The organism is Verrucomicrobiia bacterium (assembly GCA_036405135.1).
Taxonomy (GTDB): domain Bacteria; phylum Verrucomicrobiota; class Verrucomicrobiia; order Limisphaerales; family JAEYXS01; genus JAEYXS01.
Genome location: DASWYF010000024.1, coordinates 146,093 through 167,150 on the forward strand (window position 1 = coordinate 146,093; position 21,058 = coordinate 167,150).

Sequence of the window (21,058 nt, forward strand, 5' to 3'; positions counted from 1 at the left end):
CCAAACTTTAAGCCAGCGCGCCGATTCGTATGAGGCAGAGCGCTGGCTCTTCTTTTGCTTGCGATTCTGTCAGATCCACTAGGAACTCGGCCACCCAATCGTTGTGTTCATCCGCATCGATGAGCATTTGCTGCACGCGCCACGTCTTTTTGTCTTCTGAAACAGCAACGTATGTATGACGGGCATTGCGCGCTTCAGGATCAAGGCGCAAATGACCGTGAACTGCGAAGTAAGCCTCAATGGCCGTGTGCAGACGATCGGCGTTCCAAGCCGTTCCATCAGCATCATCTGAGAAGGCGAGTTGTCCTAGGGCAGTTTCGTAATCTTGATTCACGAGCCCACGTAAAAAGCTGAAGATGCGGGTGCGGATGGAGGCGGTGAAAGCTTTCGTATCGCGTGTGATGTCCTTGTCGGCTTCTTCGGCTCCGGGCGGACGGATTTCCTTTGATTCGGCGCGTTGATACTGCGGATTGCGCATCTTTTCCCATTCATCCAGCAGACTGGAATCCACCTGACGGATCATGGTGCTAAGATACACCTCCATCTCGCGCAATTGATCGTTCTTCGCGGCATCAGGAACGGTTTGCGAAAGCACTTTGAAGACGCTGTTGATGTGGCGCAGCAGGACGCCTTCCGCGCGCTGCAATTCGTAGAGCTTGATGTAATCCGCAAACGAACGGAATTCCTCAAACATCTCGCGGACGATGGATTTCGGACGGATGTTTTCCTGGCCGATCCAAGGATGCTTGTCGGCAAACGCGTTGAACGTGGAATAGACGAATTCGCGATTCGGTTTCGGATACTCGCACTTCTCCAGTTCTTCCATGCGCTTATCGTAGTCGAGACCTTCCATTTTCATCTCGGCCATTTTGTCATCCTTCACGCGGTCGAGTTGCTTGCGCAGGATGATGTCGGGGTTTTCCAAGATGGATTCGACCAGAGTGAGCAGAACTAGTGCATAATCCGGTGCCTGCGGGTCCATCAATGGAATGGTATCCAGCAGATAGAGCGAGAGCGCCTGATCCATCGAAAAGTCTTCCTGCAAAGTGACATTCACACGCAGCTTCTGGCCGGGAGCTTGCGCCTGCTCGGGGGTGATGAACTCGATGATCTTGCGGTCGAGCAATGAACGGAACAATTGCCAGGCTCGGGCAGTGTGCGTCTTTTTGGCTTTCGGCGTTTCATGCGAACGACGTATGAGATCGCGCATGGCCACACAACCATCGCCCTTACGGCTAAGTACATTCAGCAACATGCCGTGCGAGACTTGGAAGCGTGAGGAGAGGCGTTCAGGCGGCGCGGCAATGAGACGCAGGAACGTGTTCTTGTCCCAATTGACGAAGTTCTTTTCCGGCGGCTGACGCTTCACCACCTTCTTGCCATCGCGCGCGGCTTTCTCGGCCAACTTCAGATTTTCAATGACGTGTTCCGGTGCTTGGGCGACCACCCAGCCGAGGTCGTCATAGCCTTTACGGCCCGCGCGTCCGCTCACCTGATGAAAATCACGGGCGCTGAGGATGCCAGTCTTTTGGCCATCGAATTTGCAAAGGCGCGTGAAGAGAACGGTGCGGATGGGGACATTGATGCCCACGCCCAAGGTATCCGTGCCGCAGATGACTTTCATCAGACCGCGCTGGGCGAGTTGCTCGATGAGAATGCGATACTTTGGCAACAAACCCGCGTGATGCAGGCCGATGCCGTGCCGTAGCCATTTCTTGATGTCGGGACCGTAGGGGCTGGTGAACTTGAAGCCTTCAATCGCATTGGCGATGGCGGCCTTCTCATCCTTTGAACAGACATTGATGCTCGTGAAGTCTTGTGCGCTCTGGGCAGCTTCCAATTGAGTGAAGTGAACGACGTAAACGGGAGCCTTGCCATCTGCGATGAGACTTTCGAGAGTTTTAGCGAGAGGCAATTCGGAATAGGCGAACTCTAGCGGTACAGGGCGCTCAACAGAAGAGACGGTCACGCTGGGGCGGCCATTGAGCTTGGTCAGTTCTTCTTCGAAGAAAGCAGTTTCTCCCAATGTGGCGGACATCAGGAGGAAGCGGGCTTGGGGCAGAGCGAGCAGGGGAATCTGCCACGCTACGCCGCGTTCACGGTCTGAGTAGTAATGGAACTCATCCATGATGACTTCACGGACGGAAGCCGCGGAACCTTCCGCAAGCGCGATGTTGGCTAGAATCTCAGCCGTGCAGCAGAGGATAGGGGCATTATGATTCACCGTGGCGTCACCGGTGCTAAGTCCGACATTCTCCGGGCCGAACTCACGACAGAGCGCCATGAACTTCTCATTCACCAATGCTTTAATGGGACAGGTGTAGATGGAGCGTTTGCCTTGGGCAATGGCTTTGAAATGGAGCGCAGCGGCAACGAGGGATTTGCCGGAGCCAGTGGGTGTGTTCAGGATGACGTTTTTCTCCTCGAACAATTCGAGGATGGCCGATTCTTGTGCGGGGTAAAGTTGCAGGCGGCGGCCTTCAGCATAGTCGAGAAATTTGCCAAGGAGCGCCTCGTTGCTGAGGTTCTCATCGCGCGGAATCAGGTCGTATAAAGTCGCAGACACGTTGGCGGGACTGTACGGGGTGAGTGGAGTGATGAGAAGTGCAGAAAGCCTGAAAATATGGGGCTGAAATGCCTCTGTTTCAGATGAGAGAATGCTTTCCTAAGTGGCTGGTGTTGCATACCTTCCCGGGCAACCATGAATTCGGCCCAACAGTTGTTGGAGTACTTGCGTACCCTGCACTTTGAACCGCTCACCATTTCCCGGGCGGTGGATTCCAAACGCCGGTTGGCGCGCGATTTCGATCCCAGCTTCCCGCTCATCATCCAGTGCTACTCTTTTCCGGCTTATCGCGAGATGTTGGGAGCCAATTGGCTGAACTGGCATGAGCATCTGGAGATGATTTTGCCCGTGACGGGTTCAGGGCGGTTTCGGCTGGGCGATCAAGTGATGGACTTTGCGCCGGGCGATCTCTTGTTGGTGGATAACCAGAAGATGCATGGTATGCAGGACTTGAGCGGAGATCATCAATCACTCGTGATCTTTTTCATGCCGGAGTTCATCTACCGCATGGGTTCTTACCAATGTGATGCGGCGTTTCTCTCGCCGTTCTTTGAACGAGCGGATGCGGCGATGCCGATCTTGCGGGCGGGTGATCCTCAAGCGTCGGGCATTCATGCTGCCATAGCGGAACTGGTTAAGACCTATCAGAGCATTGGTGCCGCTCAGGATAAACAGGCCGCTTGCAAGCTGCATCTGCTGCAGGTGCTGCACGGTTTGAGAAAATACTTTCAAGTGCAGGGGACGGTGAGTCCGGGATACGCGCAGCAACGGCAGAGAGTGGACCGTTTGAAACGGCTGTTCGATTTTCTCAATCAGAATTTCGCGCAGAAGCTGCGTGTGTCGGAAGCGGCCACAATGGTTGGGATGAGCGAGACGCGGTTCAAAGATTTCTTCAAGCGGACGACTGGATCGACGTTTGCACAGTATGTGATCCAATTGCGGTTATCGCGGGCTTCGCAACTGTTGCGAGATACTGATCTTTCCGTGGCAGAGATCGCCGGGCAGACTGGCTTCTGCGATCAAAGTCATTTCGATAATCGTTTCAAAGACAGCTTCGAGATCAGTCCCAAGGAATACCGTCAAAGACATCAGCGACGTTTACAGGCAGCTTGATCGGATCGTTGTTTTTCGCCCGAAATCAGGACATGTCCATCCTGCGTATTGAGTGGACGTTTTTTGCAAACATTTGGACAAATAATCCAAGACCAAACGCAAAATCGGGTTTACCGTCCCGCAATCCCGATAGCCTGATGGCAGACGTATGGCTCCTCATCTCCTGAGGCGTTTTCGCAGGAACAGGTCGCTGCTGCCTGAATCGACGAACAACATAATGTTGCTCCGTTTTCCAACCATGAAGACCACCTCTACCGCGTCCCTTCGTGCCTTGATCTCACCTGCCTGGCGCTCGGCTTGTGCCTTGATGCTGCTTGCCTGTGCGGCGACAGCTTCTGCGCAGATCGTCCAGCCGACTTTCACTGCGGGGCAGATCAATACCATCGTCACCACCTTCAACCAGACGAATGCGGGCGATCGCGTGACCATCGCTGATTACCAACACGGTCAGCTTTACATGGCTGCTGGGTCCGCAGGTACAAACGTGCGGGACAGCTGGTGGAACATAAACAATCCGCTCAGTCCGGTGTTGGTGCAATCAATCGTGGGCAACCACGACAAACCGCACAATATCGCGTTTTGGAAAACCTATTTCACGGAGGCAAATAATGGCACGACGTTGCGCATCTGGGATTACACGACGCGCACACAGGTGGGCACACGGAATGGCACGGTGAACAGTCTCTGGGATTTCGTGCAGGCGCCATATGCGTACACCGGTTCGCATGGTTACACGACAGGTTCGAAGATCGAGATATGGAATGTGGATAATCCATCCAACATCATCAGCCTTGGGGCGGTGGATACAGGAACGACGCCAGGTTTCCAGATCGGTGCGGTGAATGCGCTGGGAAATATTCTTACCGGTTCCGGCACAGAAGCGCCGGGCATCGCGGTATATGACATCAGTGATCCGGCGAATCCATTGCTGCTGGATAGCCGGGTGGATGGAACGAACATGAACTACACCGCGCTGATCTATGGCAGCCGCGTGTATAACTGCGAGCGCGCTGGCATCCGCGTTTATGATTTCAGCAATCCGAATAACATCCAGCTCGTGGGTAGCGTAGCGACAGGTGGTCAGCCGCGTTACTTGGTGTTCAAGGATGGCAAAGGCTACTGCGCTCCGGGCAACAACACGATCAAGGTATTCGATGCCACGACTTTGACGGTCACACAGACAATCATCCCGGACGGCAAGGTGATGGATTTCGTTTATCCACTGGGCAACATGCTCTTGGTTGCTGGTGGCGGGAGCGGTAATGCCACGAATGGTGCGCGGTTCATGGCTTTGCAACAGGCACCGGATACGACAGGACCAGCCGTAGTTTACGGTTTGCCGACGAATAATGCGGTGAACATCGGCCTGAAATCCCGCATCGGCTTCTCGATGAGCGACCAGATCGACGTGAACTCGCTGACGACCAATACATTCATCGTGCGTCCGGTGGGCACGACGACACCGATTCCAGGCACTTATTCCACGATGATGGGCTTGATCAATTTCTCGCCGCTAAATCCGTTGGTGGGTGGCGTGACATATGAGGTGATCCTTACGGCGGGTGGTGTGAAGGATGTAGTAGGCAACGGCATTGCGGCCCAGCACCGCATCACCTTTACCACCGTGCAACCAGTGATTACTTCAGATGGATTGAATCATCGCTGGCCGATGGATGGCAACTTGCTGGATGTGGTGGGCGTGAATAGCGGGGCGAACAACGGGGTGACGTTCACCAATGGATTCAATGGTCAGGCGGGTGCGTTCAACGGAACGAGCCATGCAAATCTTGGAGCCATAAATTTCAGCAATAATTTCACGATCTCGGCTTGGGTGTGGGTGAATACGGGCACGACAAATATTCAGACGATCATGGCGAATTCCTCCGGCGGCTTGAGCAATGGCTTCCGCCTCTTCGTGAATACTTACAACACGGCCGATCGTTCGGTGATGTTGGAGACGGCGAATGGAACAGTGATGGATTCTGCCCGCACTGGCGGCGGAGTGGTGACGCTTGGGGCCTGGAACCATATCGCCGCGACAGTGAATCGCACGAGTGGCACAGCGGCGATCTATGTGAACGGCACAAACTTTACGACGGATGGCACGATCAGGACAGATTTCTCCATGAACGCGGTGACGCACATGGGCCAGTTCACGAATAACAGTTTTCGTCTCTCAGGCCGGTTGGATGAGGTACGCACCTATAATCGTGTATTGACCTCAGCAGAGATCGGTACGTTGAACATCATGACGCATCACTGGCCGATGGATGGAGATTTTGTGGATTATGTGGGCTCGAACAACGGCTTAAACTTCGGTGCAGGTTTGACTAATGCAGCGCGTATCGGCACGCAAGCCGGTGTGTTTGATGGGGCCGATTATGTGGATGTGGGTGCGTTGAATTTGGGCAATAACTTCTCGATCGCCACTTGGGTGCGATTGGATGTGGGGGCCACGAATATCCAGACTTTGGTAGCAAACTCTGCCGGTGGTGCAAGCACGGACGGCTTTCGTCTCTACGTGAACACCTTCAACACGAGTGACGGGGCAGTGGTTCTTGAAACAGGCAACGGCACAGCCAATAACAATGCACGCACCAGCACGGGGGTGGTGGGAACAAATGGCTGGGCGCATGTGACCTTGACGATGAATCGCAGCAGTGGCACGGCCGTGATCTATGTCAATGGTGTGAACGTGACCACGGATGGTAGTGTGGTAACAAACTTCACCAACAGTTCTGCCATCCATTTGGGGCAGATGGCCAGCGCGGGATTCCGTTTGCGCGGGCGTTTGGATGATGTGCGAATCTATAACAAAGTGTTGTCACAAACAGAGGTGACGACCTTGCTCACAGCCAGTGGCAATACCCCGCCAGTCATCACTTCGCTGGTTTCTTCAGCAAGCAAATCATTGGTTAATGCGAACGTCACTTTCACGATCAATGCCACAGATGCGAACAATGATGGATTGAGTTATTCGTTCGATTTCGGCACTGGAGCAGGACAGCAGCCGTTCACGTTGAACAAGTCGGCTTCCTTCACTTACACGAATGCAGGTCGCTACACGGTGTTTGGTCGTGCGCGGGATGCCAGTGGCACGGTGACGACAAGCATGGTGCAGGTGGTTCACTACACGTTGACGGCGACCAATGCCGTGGCTTCGAGCCAGATCATCTATGACAATTCACGCACCAAGGTGTGGAACGTGAATCCGGATTCGGACACGGTGACGCGCATTGATGGCAATAGTCTGGCGAAGGATTTCGAGATCGCCGTGGGCAAGAAGCCCCGTTCGCTCGCGTTACGCCCAGATAATTCCGAAGTGTGGGTGACGTGTGAATCTTCTGATGAGATCTATGTGCTCAATGCGAACACGGGAGCATTGGTGCAGACGATCGATACACCACGGGGTTCTCGACCGATGGGTGTGGCTTTCCAGCCGAACGGGGCGGCGGCTTATGTCACTTACATGAACACCGGCTTGTTGGCGAAGTGGAATCCTTCCACGAAAGCATTGGTGGGCACATTGAATGTGGGACAGCAACCGCGGGCCATCTCGATCTCCGGTGATTCCACGCGCATCTTTGTGGGCCGCTTCATCTCGCCGGTGAATCCATTCAATCCGGGGGCGGAAGTGGGTGAGGTGCGTGAAGTGGGTGTGGCCAGCTTCACGGTCACTCGGACCTTTACGCTGGCGCACAGCACCACGCCGGATACGGAATCCTCCAGTCGTGGCACACCGAATTATCTCACGCAGATGGCGATCTCTCCGGATGGACGGCGGCTGTTTGTGCCGTCCAAGAAGGATAACGTGGATCGTGGCACCTGGCGCGACGGCAATGCTCTGACGCATGACCGAAGTGTGCGGGCGATCGTCTCGCAACTCGACTTGATCAACAATAACGAGGCACTGGCATCGCGAGTGGATATCGACAATCGCTCGTTCCCGCACGGCGTGGTGTTCTCCCCAGTGGGCGATCTGGCGTTTGTGGCCATGCAAGGCAATAACGAAGTGCTGATCTTGAACGCTTACACAGGTGTGGCGGTAAGCGGTTTTAAACTGGGGAATGAGTTGTCGCCGCAGGATTTGGTGATGAAACCGGATGGTTCACGACTCTACGTGATGAATTTCATGACGCGGAGTGTTTCCGCTTATAACATCTCAAGTATCGTCGCAGGGACCAGTTCCGAGGCCACGCCGTTGGGCGTAACGAACGTGGTCGCTACGGAAAAGCTTTCGGCCACGGTGCTCAAGGGCAAACAGATCTTCTACAATGCCGCGGATGAGCGCATGTCTGCCGAAGGTTACATGAGCTGTGCATCCTGCCATCTGGATGGCGGTAGTGACCGGCGTGTGTGGGACTTCACGGATCGTGGCGAGGGCTTGCGCATGACGACCGGATTGGAAGGGCGTCGTGGGATGGGCCATGGACGCGTGCATTGGTCCGGTAACTTCGATGAGATTCAGGACTTCGAACTGGATATCCGCAATGCCTTCAATGGTACGGGCTTTATCACGAATGGCGTACCGAACAGTTCGTTGGGAGCAGCGAATGCAGGACGCAGTGCCGACCTCGATGCATTGGCGGCGTATGTGGCTTCACTCACGAAATTCAACCGCAGTCCTTTCCGTAATGCGGATGGCACGCTGACCTCAGATGCCGTGGCGGGCAAGGCGATTTTCACGCAACTGAACTGCGCTTCCTGCCATTCCGGCGCGGACTTTACTGACAGTACGGGTAATGTGCTGCGTAATGTAGGGACGATCAAAGCCTCTTCCGGTCAGCGCCTTGGGGCAGCTTTGACGGGCTTGGATACGCCGACGCTGAAAGGATTGTGGGACAAGGGGCCGTATTTGCATGACGGTTCGGCAACGAACTTGATCGATGTCATCACTACGCAGAATCCGAGCAACCAACATGGGGTGACGAGCGGATTGACGACTACGCAACGAAATCAGTTGGTGGCATATTTGCAACAGATCGATGATCTGGAAGTCGGTGGCATGACGCATCTGTGGCCGTTCCAGAACAATGTGAACGATGTAGTGGGGACGAACAATGGTACAAACAACATCATTGGCTATACGAGTGGTCAGGTTGGGCAGGCGGCCCAGCTTAACGGGACGAACTTCGTAGGTGTTGGCCAGATGAATCTGGGTAGCAACTTCACGATCGCTTCCTGGGTGTATATCGACCCTGCAGCGACGAATATTCAAACCATCATGGCGAATTCCGGTGGGGGTTCTTCCACGGATGGTTTCCGTTTGTTCGTGAATACTTGGAATACAAGTGATGGGGCGGTGAACTTTGAAACGGGTGATGGCACGGCGGGTAACGGTGCGAAATCTTCCACCGCCAAGGTCATGCCCAGTGCGTGGAATTTCGTGGCGGTGACGGTGAACCGGACCGCAGGGACGGCGGCCATCTACGTGAATGGCACGAATTACACGGCGGATGGCAGCATCACGACGAACTTCAATGTCACGAATGCAGTGTTCATTGGGCAAATGGGCAACGCGGGCGGCAATCGCTTGCGGGGCATGCTGGACGAGGTGGCGATCTTCAATCGCAGTCTGACGACGAACGAGATGTCCATTCTGATGAGCGGAGACAATTCGCAGTTCTTGATGAGCATGATGGGCGGCGGAGGAGGAGGTGGCAGTTCCATGATGTTGATGCAGATGCCTTCTGGTGGCGCGAAAGAGTCAGCGCGTTCTACATCGTCCGGTGGAGCATTGCCGCCGCCATGGCTGGCACAGGATATCGGTGCAGTCGCTGTTGTCGGCAGCGAGAGTCATGACAATGGCAGCTACACGATCAGCGGTTCAGGTTCCGGCATCTGGAACACGAAGGATGAGTTCCGTTACGTCTATCAAACTGCCACGGGCGATTGCGATATCCGTGCGCGTCTGAACGGTGTGGACGGGGATGTCCTGGCCCGTGCAGGTGTGATGATCCGTGAAACGCTGAATCCAAATTCAGCCCATGCTTCCATGTTGATCACAGGTAAGCGACAAGCACTCTTCGAACGACGCTTGGGCACGGGTGGAACGACATCGGTCGCGAGCGTAACCGTTCCGGAAGGGGATGTCTGGGTAAGGGTGCAACGCTCCGGGCAGAAGTTCACTACTATGGTGTCCAGCGATGGCGTGAAGTGGGTGGTGATTGGTTCAGTGCAGATGTCCATGTCGCAAAATGTTTACATCGGTCTGGGAGTAAGCAGCCATGTGGATGGAATCATCAGCACGACTACGTTGGATGACGTGACCGCAGTTCCTTGATATCTGCTCAGGTCAATATGTTTAGCCTTCATACAATCAACAAAAAGACCGTGCTGGCAGTTGGTGCCAGTGCGGTTCTGCTGGTTGTGTGGGCGGTGCGGAGCGTATTGGACAAAACTCTGGTAACGACGGAGCGGACGGTAGCTCAGGAAATGGTGAAAGAAATGGACTCGGCGGCGATGACCATACGCCCGCGCAGGTCAGGAGAATTCTTTGCTGCACAAAAGGAAAAGCATATCGAACGGTTGCTCAAAGGAATCATGGCGGAATTGCCTGAGCGGGATGAGTTAAAACGGAGTGAATACTTTGTTCGAAAGGTCGAAGAACTGGCAGAGGAAGATGCACCGTCAATTCTACAACGATTGGATGATCAATTGCGCCATTCCGAATTTGGCACGTTGTTATTGCGTCGATGGGCTGCGAGCAGTCCGGAAGCTGCTGCATTGTGGGTATTGGGGCTTCCGGAGGGAGCAGAGAGGGAGGAGTTGTTGATCCAAGCGGCCATTGTCTGGGGAGGTCAGGATCATAAGGCGGCGAGCGAATGGGCGGGAGGATTGGCGGAGGGAGTGGAGAAGCAGAAGGTCTTACAAGTCGTGGTGGAAGAAACCATTCGGCAAGATGCTCCGGCAGCTTTGGCTTTGCTGGGAGCATTGGCGCCAAGTTTTGAACGTGAACAGCTTGCCGTTCGTGCGCTCAATGAATGGGCGACGCAAGAGCCGGTGGCGGCTTTGCAGTGGGTGGCGACACTTTCCACTCAGAGCGAACAGCAAATCTATAAGGCAGGCATGGTGCCGGTGATAGCCAGCATCGATGGAGCTTCCGGGGCACGACTGGTGACATCGTGGTTTTCACCCGGCCAGGAACAGCAATGGATGGCTGTATCCGTGGTGCAACGCTGGGCGCAGCAATCGCCAGAAGCGACAGCGGAATGGGTGATGAAATTTCCCGAAGGTGCCATGCGGGTGGCTGCGCTGGATAATCTGAAACGCATCACGGATTTGAAGATTTCAGAAGATGTTCAGACTGCAGATATTTCAACACCGCCTTGAGCGGAGTTTCGGAGAGTTAACGGAGGATAACGGCTTTTTGCGTTTTGATGACGGAGCGGATAAGTTTGCGGTGTGGCGAAGCCGGAAACATTGGAACAACTGCTCCAGCGGGTGCGGGCTTGCACGGTGTGTGCAGGGCAGTTGCCTTATGCACCCAAACCCGTCTTGCGTGCGCTACCTTCGGCGAGATTGATGATCGTGGGGCAGGCGCCAGGTCGCAAGGTGCAGGAGACGGGCATTCCGTGGAACGATCCTTCAGGAGATCGTTTGCGTGATTGGTTGCAACTCAGCCGGGATGAGTTCTATGACGAGTCACGCATCGCTATCATCCCCACGGGGTTTTGTTATCCGGGCAAGGCGAAGTCAGGTGATGCGCCGCCCCGTCCGGAATGTGCCCCTTTGTGGCATCCGCTATTGAGAGCGGCTTTGCCTGAGGTGAAGCTGACGTTGCTTGTGGGCAGTTATGCGCAGGCTTATTATCTCGGCAAGCGCAGCAAAGGCAGCCTTTCCGATACGGTGCGTGCGTTTAAAGAATATTTGCCGGAATTTTTCCCGTTGCCGCATCCGAGCCCGCGCAACCGGCTTTGGCTGCGGCAGCGCCCGTGGTTTGATACGGAAGTGCTGCCCGCTCTGCGCGAACGGGTGAACCGCATTCTAAATAAATGAAGTTTAACGGCGACGGCGGTTGCCCCCACGACTACCACCACTTCTCCCGAATGAGCTGCTGGAGCTGGGCAATGGAGCGCGGCTGCCTTGGGCGGACATGAACTGGCTGCTGCTGGAGGGCAGGGTGCGTTTGCTGCCGCCTCCGCCTTGACCGCTTGGGCGTTTGGAACGGGAAGAGTGATCTTGCGAACGTGAGGGTTTACCGTGTCCCGAAGGACGATCGGAGAATTTGCCACCACGATCCTGACGATCAGAAAACTTGCCGCTGCGTTCTGGGCGTTCAGAGAATTTACCCCGGCGTTCCGGTTTGCTGAAACGATCAGATTTGCCGAATTTACCGGGACGTTCCGGTTGCGATTGTTCGTAACCACGTTGAGACGGGCGCGAGCGTGCCGACTCTTGGGCAAACTTTCCTTTGGGCTTGGCGGCCTTGGCATCGGTGGCGAGCTTGAAGTCCACTTGCTTCTTGAAGCTGTCCACCTTGGCAATCTGCACTTCGACCTTGTCACCCAAGCGGATGACTTTGCGGAAGCGGCGTCCTACGAGATTATTGCGCTGGGAATCGAAGACATAGAAGTCGTCCTCAATGGAGGAAAGAGGCACGAGGCCGCTCATGGCAAGGCCGGTGACATCCACGAAGAAACCGAAATTGCGAACGTCAGTGACCAGAGCGGGATAGCGCGGGGGCGTTTCCATCTCCAATTGCGCGCGGAGATAGGCGTACATCTTCACGTCTTTGCTGTCGCGCTCGGCATCGGCGGAATTACGTTCTGTCTCGGAGATGTGTTCAGAGGTTTCCTTGAGCGAATGCTGCTTGCCATGACCGGTCTCGAACAAGGCGCGATGTACCACGAGATCCGCGTAACGACGAATGGGCGAGGTGAAGTGCGCGTATTTCTCCTTGGCCAATCCATAGTGACCGAGTGGCTCCATGGCATAACGCGCGCGCATCAATGACTTCAAGAAGCCGATCTTCAAGGCAGGGCCGATGGGCAGGTCCTTGAGCTTGGCCATGAGCTTCTGGATCTCTTCCTTCTTGCCGAGGTTACCGCAGGGGATGTTCTGGCTCAGGACGTCTTCGCGGTATTCGGCGAGACGTTTCGGATCCGGCTCCTCATGCACGCGGTAGATGGCGGGCGTGTTACGGCGCATCAATTCACCGGCAACGGCTTCATTCGCCAAGAGCATGTATTCCTCGATGAGTTGATGGGAGACGTCGTTCTCCATCTTCTCGAGACGAAGGACTTTGCCTTTTTCGTCGAGGCGGATCTTGGTTTCCGGGAAATCTAGTTCCAGCGAACCGTTGGCAAAGCGAAGGCGGCGGATCTTTTGCGCGAGCTGATGGGCGTGATGGAGCATGCGCTCGATATCGTCATCAGCCGGTTCACGTTGCAGGATGGCAAGGACCTCCTGATAGGTGAAGCGGCGGTGGGAGTGGATGACAGCGGGATAGAAACGGCTCTTCAACACGCGACCATCATCGGAGACGAGGAATTCGACGCATTTCGTGAGGCGATCTACGTGTGGCTTGAGCGAGCAAAGTTCATTGCTCAGAGCCTCGGGTAGCATGGGGATGACGCGGTCCACGAGGTAAGTGGAGTTGCCGCGCTTGCGTGCCTGATCATCAAGCTGCGTGCCGGGCTTCACGTAATGAGAGACATCGGCGATGTGGACCCAGAGCTTCCATTGGGTTTGGGAGACGCGCTGGAGGCAGATAGCGTCATCGAAGTCTTTGGCGTCATCAGGATCGATGGTGATGACGAGGTGTTCCCGGCAATCTTCGCGTCCGGCGATCTCTTCCGGCTTCACGGCGTTGCCGTAAGCACGGGCTTCAGCGAGGACTTCGTGCGGGAAGCTGAGGGGGAGGTTGTATTGGCGCAGGACGGAGAGCATGTCCACGCCTTCAGCATCGGGTGCGCCGAGGATTTCAACGATTTCGCCTTCGGGATTCGTGTGGCGTGATTCCCATTCTTTCATCTCCACGACCACTTTATCGCCGATGTTCGCCGGGCGGCCGACATCACGCGGTTCGGGCACGTAGACGTCATGCGGGAAACGCGGATCATCCGGAATGACGTAGAGGAACGAACGACCACGTTGCAAGGTGCCGACGATGCGGAGGCGTTTGCGGTCAAGAATGCGGATGACTTTGCCGGTCGGTTGCTCGGTCGATTCGCGCAGACCTTTGGCCTTTACATTCAGGCGCACGAGCACGCGGTCGCCATTCATGGCGGTGCTGGTGTCGCTTTCACTGATTGAAATCTCGCCCAGGTTGTCATCGTCCGGGCGTAAGAAGCCTCTGCCGCTGCGATTGATGCTGATGCGGCCGGGGATGAGGTCGGCTTCCAGCGGTTTGATGTAGCGGTTGCCTTTGACGCGCGCGATCTGGCCGCTGTGCTCCAGTTGTTGCAAGGCTTGTTGCAATTCCTGCTGGCGCTTGGGCGGGAGGTGCAGGAAGCGCAATAACTCGGGCACATTGGCCGGGGTGTAATTCTTCTGGCCAAGCAACTGCAAGACACGCTGGTCCAGTGGTTCGTGGCGGGGAGACGCGGGCTTGCCCGAACGTTTAAGGGGGAGATTCTGATCGCTCATTCTATGGTCTGTTCGCTCGTTCTTTGGCGTTTTGACCAATGTGCGCCAAATCCGGCCGCACTGCCAGCACGGATTCGAGGCAGTGTTCCGGCGGTTCCCGGACTGGAGGCATTATTCGATTGAAAAGAGAAGGGGTGAAAGCATGATTGGCGGCGTTTTGGATACTGCGATTGCCAGTGGAAAGTCCAGCGCGGCCGATCTTTCGGCGACCGCTTGTTGCAAATGGGCGTGGCTGGTGATGGTGGCGTTCGGGGTGCTTATCCTTTGGTTCACTTTCAAGGACATCCAGGATCCGTTGCTGGACCGGCATTCACACCGGCAGACGTACACGCTCATTTCAGTCCATTTCATGTTAAGCGAAGGGGCGTGGTTTCCCCATATCACGCCGGTGCAGGGTCCTGAATGGGCAATCCCGATGGAGTTTCCTTTTTACCAATGGGCGGTGGCCGGGGTCGTTAATTTGACGGGGCTGTCACTGGAACTGGCGGGTCGGTTGGTGAGTCTTTTGTTTTGGTGGCTGGTGTTGTTTGAACTGTTCCGGGCACTGCGCCATTTTGTGCCTGGGCAGCTTCAGCGGACTGGTTTGGTGCTGATGGTGGCGGCCGCGCCGACATCGATTTACTGGTCCCGCAGTTGTCTGATCGAGGCGATGGCGCTCTATTTCTCAGTAGCATTCGGCGCACGTGTTTTGAGCGCCGTGACCTTGAACAGGGCTTCCGACTGGGGCTGGGCGATGCTGTTTGGCGGTCTGGCGGCTTTACAAAAGATCACCACTCTGTTCGTGATGGAAGTCGGGGTCGGGCTCGCACTGCTCTGGTGGTGTGGGCGGCGGTGGAAAAGCACTGACACGCGACCAATCGCAAAGAAATACCTGTGCTGTTTTCTTCTGCTCGGGGGGTGGACGCTGGCGGTGGGAGCGGGCTGGGCTTACTGGGCCGACGGGGTCAAGGAGCGCAATGTGATGGCCCGGGAGATGACTACGCAGGCGGGCTTAAGGGCATGGAATTACGGAACTGTGGAGCAGCGGCTGGCGCCTGACACCTGGAAACATCTGGCGAGCAACATCACCTTGGGGTTGTCCGGCAGCACTCCGGGCATGGGCTACAAGCTGCCGCTGCTGCTGTGGGCGGTGAGCTTAGGACTGACACGCCGCCGGCTCGCCGAGCAAGGGCTGCTGGTGATGGCGTTCCTCTCGGGGCCGCTGGTGTTCCTGAATCTCTATTACGTCCATGAGTATTACCTGATGGCCAACGGTTATCTGCTGTTGCTGGCGTTGGGAACAGCCGTCGTGGCACTCTGGGAAGATCCTCGCCGCCGGTTCAGGCAAGCGGGCTGGTGTTTAATGGTATTGTTGGTCGCAGGACAATTGCACGCGTATCCGCGGTATCGTTCGTTGCTCCTGGCGGAGGTTCCCCCGAGGCGGCAGTTCGAAGCGGAGTTCCGAGCGCTGCTGGACGGACGGCTGCCACCTCAGGAAACTTTGCTGGTGTATGGACATGCGGCGGATTCCGCCGTTGCGTTCTATGCGCGTCGCAAAGCAATCATCGATGAACCCAACTGGCCGCCCGAAGATGTACGCATGCAGAAAATGCTGGGCAAACTGGCGCCTGATGAACGCATCGGGGCGATGATAGTGGCGGGTGAGCGACGGACGAACAAGATGTTTCTGCGGGAGCGGATAGAGGCGTTTGAGCTGGAAGAGACACCGAAGGGCAGTTTCTGGGGGGATGTGTATTTCAGGAAGCAGCCATCATCCTTGAAATGAAAAAGGCCCGCCTATGTGGGCTGGCCTTTTGCAAGGGAGCAGGTGTGTTCACTTCTTCAGCTTGGCGACGGCGTCTTTCATCTCGGCGAGATGTACATCGGCCTTGGGCACGTCGGTGACGTGGACGATCTTGCCGTCTTTATCAATAAGGAAAGATGCGCGGCGGGCGATATTCTTGCCCGCTTCCCGGCGGACGCCATAGGCATCGGCGATCTTGCCATCCGTATCGGCGAGCAGAGGGAAGTTCAGGTTATGTTTAGCGATGAAAGCCTTGTGGCTCTCGGCGGAATCGAAGCTGACGCCGATGACCTCGACACCATCTTTCTTCAGATCACCCATGCGATCGCGCAGGCCACAAGCCTGGGTGGTGCAACCCGGGGTGTCATCCTTCGGGTAGAAGTAGAGGAGGATGGCTTTTTTGCCGGTTTGGTCGGCGAGCTTCCAGGGCTTGCCGTCCTGGTCTTTGCCTTCCACGGCGGGGGCCTTATCGCCGACCTTGGGCGTGGCTGCCTGGGCGTTGAGGGCCAGCACCGCCGCAGCGGCGCAGGCGAGGAGAGTTCGTAACTTCATATAGCGAGAGTGGTTATATGTATGTGTGCTTGGGAACGGCGGCAGGCTAGCCGAACGGTTCCCGGTGTCAAATGTCCCTCATTGGACGATGGGGAGGGTGATTTGGTTCAAAGGGAAAGAGTTTCAAGTTTTCAGTGTTCAGTTTTCAGCGGGAAAAAGCCATCGGCCTAATCTTGGCTGGAGGGAAATGTGAACTCAACTATAGCACCCGTACGGATGGATTGTTCCTCCGCTTCACAGAGCAGGAGATCATTCAAGGCATCCATGCCCGTGACGACGGTGGGCTGGGTGCCAGTGCGGATGCAATCGCGGAAGTGGGTGAGCTCGCCGATGTAGCCATCGGGGCCATCGCAGGAGATGATCTCAGGCGGCTGACCTTTGACGAAGAGTTTGAGGGCCTCCTTGCCACGGGCGAGGTCGAAGTCGGCGGTGGCGCGCTCGAAGTTCACGGTGTAGGCCTTGTTGAAGCCGAAGCCGTCGGCAAAAGCCCAAGAGCCTTCTGCATGGACCATCACGCCGCTATCGTAAGTGTATTGGGCGAGGACGTGATCGACGGCTCCGCTGAGGCTGGAATAGCCGGTGGCGTAAACACTCTTCGGTGCGCCGAAGCACCATTGCACGAAATCGACATCGTGGATGTGGAGATCAAGCAGGGCACCGCCGGATTTCTCGCCTTCGAGGAAATTGTGCTGCCCCCAGCCGGGAGGTTGGGCCACGCGGCGGAAGCGCGCGCCGAGGACTTTGCCGTAGATGCCACTATCAATGGTCTGCTTGAGCCACCACCAGCCGGGCCACCAACGGGCGCACATTGCGGGGAGAAAAACGCGATCGGTCACGCTGGCGACGGCGAGGATCTCGCGGGCTTGCGCGGAGGTGCGGGCGAGGGGTTTCTCACAGATCACATGCTTGCCCGCTTTCAGCGCGGCGATGGCTTGGTCTTTGTGCGCCAGCGTAGGTGTGCAGATGTCGATGGCGTGGATGTCGGGATTCGTGAGCATTTCGGCGAAGTCGCGATAGCCACGCACCTGGGTCATGTCGAGCTTGAGCGGTTCTTGCGTGCCGATGTTCCCGGCGACATCGGAGAAGTCACCGTCGAGGCGGCGTCCGCTGGGACTGCAAAGGGCCGCGACGCGAATGCCTTCCACCTGGCGGTACGCCTTGATGTGTGTGGCCGCCATGAAACCTAGACCGACAATGCCGACGTTGATCATGGGGAAATCTTTAACCACAGATGATCACAGATGCACACAGATTTGTTTTGCAGTCAGGTTCTGCATCATATAGCCGCAGAAATGCTCACGGCGGTCCTTCATCCGCGTTCTGTGGATTATCTGAGCAGTTCTTTTGACGCTCCCGCCGCCCCTTCATTTAATCCGTCTGTGAAGTATTCAGGCTAGGGCTTGTTGGGTTTGTGAATCAGAGAAGCGACCACTGAGGCGATGAGAATTCCGGCGACGACGGCGAGTGAGAGCAGCGTGTCCAGCTTGTAGGGGGTATGGACGAGCAGCATCTTGATGCCGACGAATATCAAGATGATGCCCAAGCCGAGCTTGAGGTAGTGGAATTTGTGGATCATGCCTTCCAAGGCGAAATAAAGGGAGCGCAGACCGAGGATGGCGAACACGTTCGAGGTGTAAACGATGAAGGGGTCTTGCGTGACGGCAAAGATGGCAGGGATGGAATCGACAGCGAAGATGAGGTCGGTGACTTCCACGCAGATCAAGACGACGAACAGGGGTGTGGCCATGCGGATGCCATTTTCTTGAACGAAGAAGCGGTCGCCCTGGAAACTTTTAGTGACGGGGTAAACGCGTTTGAACCAGCGGACGACAGGATTTGCTTCTGGATGAATCTCTTCGTCATTCTTAAAGATCATCTTCAAACCGGTGAGGATGAGGAAGCCGCCGAAGACGTAGATGATCCAGCCAAATTTGGTGATGAGCACCGCGCCCAGTCCGATCATGGTGGCGCGCATGACGAGCGCGCCGATAATGCCCCAGAACAATACTTTGTGCTGATACTCCCGGGGGACGGCGAAGTAGGTGAACAGCAGGGCGATGACAAAGACGTTGTCCACGCTCAAGGATTTCTCGATGACGTAGCCGGTGAAGAATTCGAGCGCCTTCTCGGAGCCGGAAAAATGCCAGATGCCGGCATTGAAAACCATGGCCAGCGTGATCCAGACAGCGGTCCAGGTCAGCGATTCCTTGAGGCTGACGATGTGGGATTTGCGGTGAAAGACACCCAGATCGAGCGCGAGCATGCACAGCACGAAGGCGTTGAACCCCACCCATAGCCAGACATTGTCAGTATTCATGATTCAGTGATTCCATTTCAGACAAACACCCAGTATGGGGGTAAAACATGATTCCACTAATACGAAGTTTTTAATTCAATATTCCAAATAAACTAACTATAGGTCTTCCATGGACTGGTTGAACTATCATCATTTGCGGTACTTTTGGACGGTGGCGAAGGAAGGGAGCTTACGCATGGCAGCGGAGAAACTGCATGTCTCGCAACCCTCCATCTGCGCGCAGGTAAAGGCGCTGGAGCAGTCGGTGGGAGAAGATCTTTTCAGGCGGGAGGGGCGGAGCCTCGTGCTGACGGAGACGGGGCACATGGTGTTCGGTTATGCGGAGGAGATATTTTCACTGGGGCAGGAGCTGGCCAGTGCGGTGAAGCAATCACCGACCTTGCGCAGGCAGAGGTTGAATGTGGGGATCGCGGATTCATTTCCCAAGTTGTTGAGCTATGAGGTGCTGAAGCCTTTGCTGGAAAGCACACCGGCGGTGTTCCTGAATTGTCGTGAGGGCAAGAGCGAGGAGTTGCTTGGGCATCTGGCGACGCATCGGTTGGACATTGTATTGATGGATGAACCGGCGCCGACGACGCTGAAGTTCAAGGCGTTCAACCATGCGTTGGGGAGTTGCGGGCTTTCCTTCTGTGCGCAGAAGCATTTGGCGAGAAAATTGAAAGGGGCGTTTCCGAGGTGTCTGGATCAGGCACCAGCACTGCTTCCAGCGCAGTCGTCCAGCATCCGGCGGTCGTTGGACAAGTGGTTTCAATCGGTGCGGGTGCAGCCAGCGGTCATCGCGGAATTTGATGACGCGGCGCTGACGAAGGTGATGGCCACGGGCGGTGCGGGTTTCATTGTGGTGCCGACGGTGGTGGAGAAGGAGGCGGTGGAGCGTTACAAGTTTCAGGTGCTGGGCCGGACGAAGGAGTGCCGGGAGCAGTTCTTTGCGGTCACGGCAGAGCGGAGGATGAATCACCCGGCGGTGGTGAAGCTGACGGAGCAGGCGAAGAAGGGGTTGTTTGAGTGAGGCGAGAGCCTCCTGGCGCCGGGTGCTACGGCTTAATGGGGAAGGTTTTCAACCGAATGGGGTCAAGCGAATGAGGGGAAAACATCGAGCATTGAGAAGAGGGAGGTTAGCGCCGTCTGACGATGGCTACGGTTTAGTGCGGGACCATTCGAGGCCGGGGCGGTCCACGCGGAATTGGACTACGCGGCGGTGTTTGGCTTCGGTGACGTAGGCGGTGCGACCGTCTTTGCCGCCGAAAGCGATGTTGGTGGGATGGGGGCCGAGGACGTCGATCTCTTGGAGTATTTCGCCTTTGGGCGAAAGTTTCACGACGGTGCCTTTGCCGTGGCGGGTGATGTAGAGGTTGCCATCGACATCGCAGCGCATGCCGTCGAAGCCGTGGTCATCGAACTTTTTCAGGAGGCGTTTGTTGGCGAGTTTGCGCTCGGGGGTGATGTCGAAGGCCCAGACGTTGCGTTGCACGCTTTCGTTCACATAGAGGGTTTTTCCATCAGGGCTGACTTCGATGCCGTTGGTGGTGCCCATGTCAGTGGCGAGGCGTTCGGTGGTGCCATCGCGATCAATGCGCCAGAGCTGGCCAGTGCTGGCTTTCCAATTCGGATCGCTGGCGTAGAGCGTGCCATCGGCGGCGATGGCGAGGTCATTCGGCTGATTCATCGCGGAATTGTGCGCGAAGACGGTGATCGCCTTGGTCTTAGGATCGATGCGGAGGAGGTTGTGCTCCACGTAATCGGCGACATACATGAAACCGGCTTTATCGAAGCGGATGCCGTTGCCGGTGCTCTTGCCGGGCAGGGTGACGAAGAGTTCGGTTTTGCCGTCGGGCGTGACTTTGCCGATGGTTTGCTGGCGGGCGAAGTTGACGGCGTAGAGATCGCCTTTCGCATCGCAGGCGGGGCCTTCGATACCGCCGGTAAAGCTGTTCGTCTCCGTCAATGGCTTGGCAAGGAAGAGGGGCTCGGCGGCGGACAACAGGGCGGGGATAAGAATCAGGAGTGTCAGCAGCGCTGGCATGAGGCAAGAGTAATGCCATGATGGCGGCAACGGCAACGGTATATCTGCTGGCTGGAAGTACGGCAGCACGAGGCAGCGTGCTTGGTCGTTCCGCTGGGCCAGCCAAACTGGCCT

12 protein-coding genes are annotated in these 21,058 nt (G+C 56.1%); 6 read left to right on the plus strand and 6 right to left on the minus strand.

Annotated elements, in window-relative coordinates; all coding sequences use genetic code 11:
- Positions 1-7: 7 nt before the first annotated feature.
- Positions 8-2,566 (minus strand): DUF3516 domain-containing protein, encoded by a 2,559-nt coding sequence (locus tag VGH19_12765; GenBank protein HEY1172238.1) that lies wholly within the window; start codon positions 2,564-2,566, stop codon positions 8-10.
- A 135-nt stretch (positions 2,567-2,701) separates the two neighbouring features.
- Between VGH19_12765 and VGH19_12770 the strand changes: the two genes are divergently transcribed.
- The 4 genes from VGH19_12770 to VGH19_12785 all read left to right on the plus strand — a co-directional run bounded on the left by VGH19_12770 (position 2,702) and on the right by VGH19_12785 (position 11,677).
- Positions 2,702-3,679, plus strand: a complete 978-nt coding sequence (locus VGH19_12770; protein ID HEY1172239.1) for an AraC family transcriptional regulator — start codon at positions 2,702-2,704, stop codon at positions 3,677-3,679.
- Positions 3,680-3,917: 238 nt separating this feature from the next.
- Entirely contained in the window at positions 3,918-9,962 is a 6,045-nt protein-coding gene (locus VGH19_12775; GenBank protein HEY1172240.1) for a LamG-like jellyroll fold domain-containing protein, read from the plus strand.
- Between the two features lie 17 nt (positions 9,963-9,979).
- On the plus strand, positions 9,980-11,011 hold the full coding sequence (locus tag VGH19_12780) for a hypothetical protein (protein ID HEY1172241.1): 1,032 nt from the start codon (positions 9,980-9,982) through the stop codon (positions 11,009-11,011).
- 72 nt (positions 11,012-11,083) lie between these two features.
- Positions 11,084-11,677 carry a uracil-DNA glycosylase family protein gene (locus VGH19_12785; protein ID HEY1172242.1) on the plus strand — a complete coding sequence of 198 codons (594 nt, stop codon included), beginning with the start codon at positions 11,084-11,086 and terminating at the stop codon, positions 11,675-11,677.
- 3 nt (positions 11,678-11,680) lie between these two features.
- Here the strand turns inward: VGH19_12785 and rnr are convergent, their stop codons facing one another.
- Positions 11,681-14,269 (minus strand): ribonuclease R, encoded by a 2,589-nt coding sequence (rnr, locus tag VGH19_12790; GenBank protein ID HEY1172243.1) that lies wholly within the window; start codon positions 14,267-14,269, stop codon positions 11,681-11,683.
- A gap of 142 nt (positions 14,270-14,411) precedes the next feature.
- Between rnr and VGH19_12795 the strand changes: the two genes are divergently transcribed.
- Positions 14,412-16,034 carry a hypothetical protein gene (locus tag VGH19_12795; protein ID HEY1172244.1) on the plus strand — a complete coding sequence of 541 codons (1,623 nt, stop codon included), beginning with the start codon at positions 14,412-14,414 and terminating at the stop codon, positions 16,032-16,034.
- Positions 16,035-16,082: 48 nt separating this feature from the next.
- Here VGH19_12795 and VGH19_12800 read toward each other — a convergent pair whose 3' ends face one another.
- The 3 genes from VGH19_12800 to VGH19_12810 form a co-directional block, all read right to left on the minus strand.
- A complete protein-coding gene (locus VGH19_12800; GenBank protein HEY1172245.1) occupies positions 16,083-16,604 on the minus strand; it encodes a peroxiredoxin in 522 nt (173 codons plus the stop codon).
- Between the two features lie 167 nt (positions 16,605-16,771).
- On the minus strand, positions 16,772-17,815 hold the full coding sequence (locus VGH19_12805; protein HEY1172246.1) for a Gfo/Idh/MocA family oxidoreductase: 1,044 nt from the start codon (positions 17,813-17,815) through the stop codon (positions 16,772-16,774).
- Between the two features lie 182 nt (positions 17,816-17,997).
- Complete coding sequence (locus VGH19_12810) at positions 17,998-18,921, minus strand: TerC family protein (GenBank protein ID HEY1172247.1); 924 nt, start codon at positions 18,919-18,921, stop codon at positions 17,998-18,000.
- 109 nt (positions 18,922-19,030) lie between these two features.
- Between VGH19_12810 and nhaR the strand changes: the two genes are divergently transcribed.
- Positions 19,031-19,930, plus strand: a complete 900-nt coding sequence (gene nhaR, locus VGH19_12815) for a transcriptional activator NhaR (protein HEY1172248.1) — start codon at positions 19,031-19,033, stop codon at positions 19,928-19,930.
- Between the two features lie 126 nt (positions 19,931-20,056).
- Here nhaR and VGH19_12820 read toward each other — a convergent pair whose 3' ends face one another.
- Positions 20,057-20,944: an SMP-30/gluconolactonase/LRE family protein gene (locus VGH19_12820; GenBank protein ID HEY1172249.1), complete on the minus strand. Its 888-nt coding sequence runs from the start codon at positions 20,942-20,944 to the stop codon at positions 20,057-20,059.
- Between the last annotated feature and the right edge of the window lie 114 nt (positions 20,945-21,058).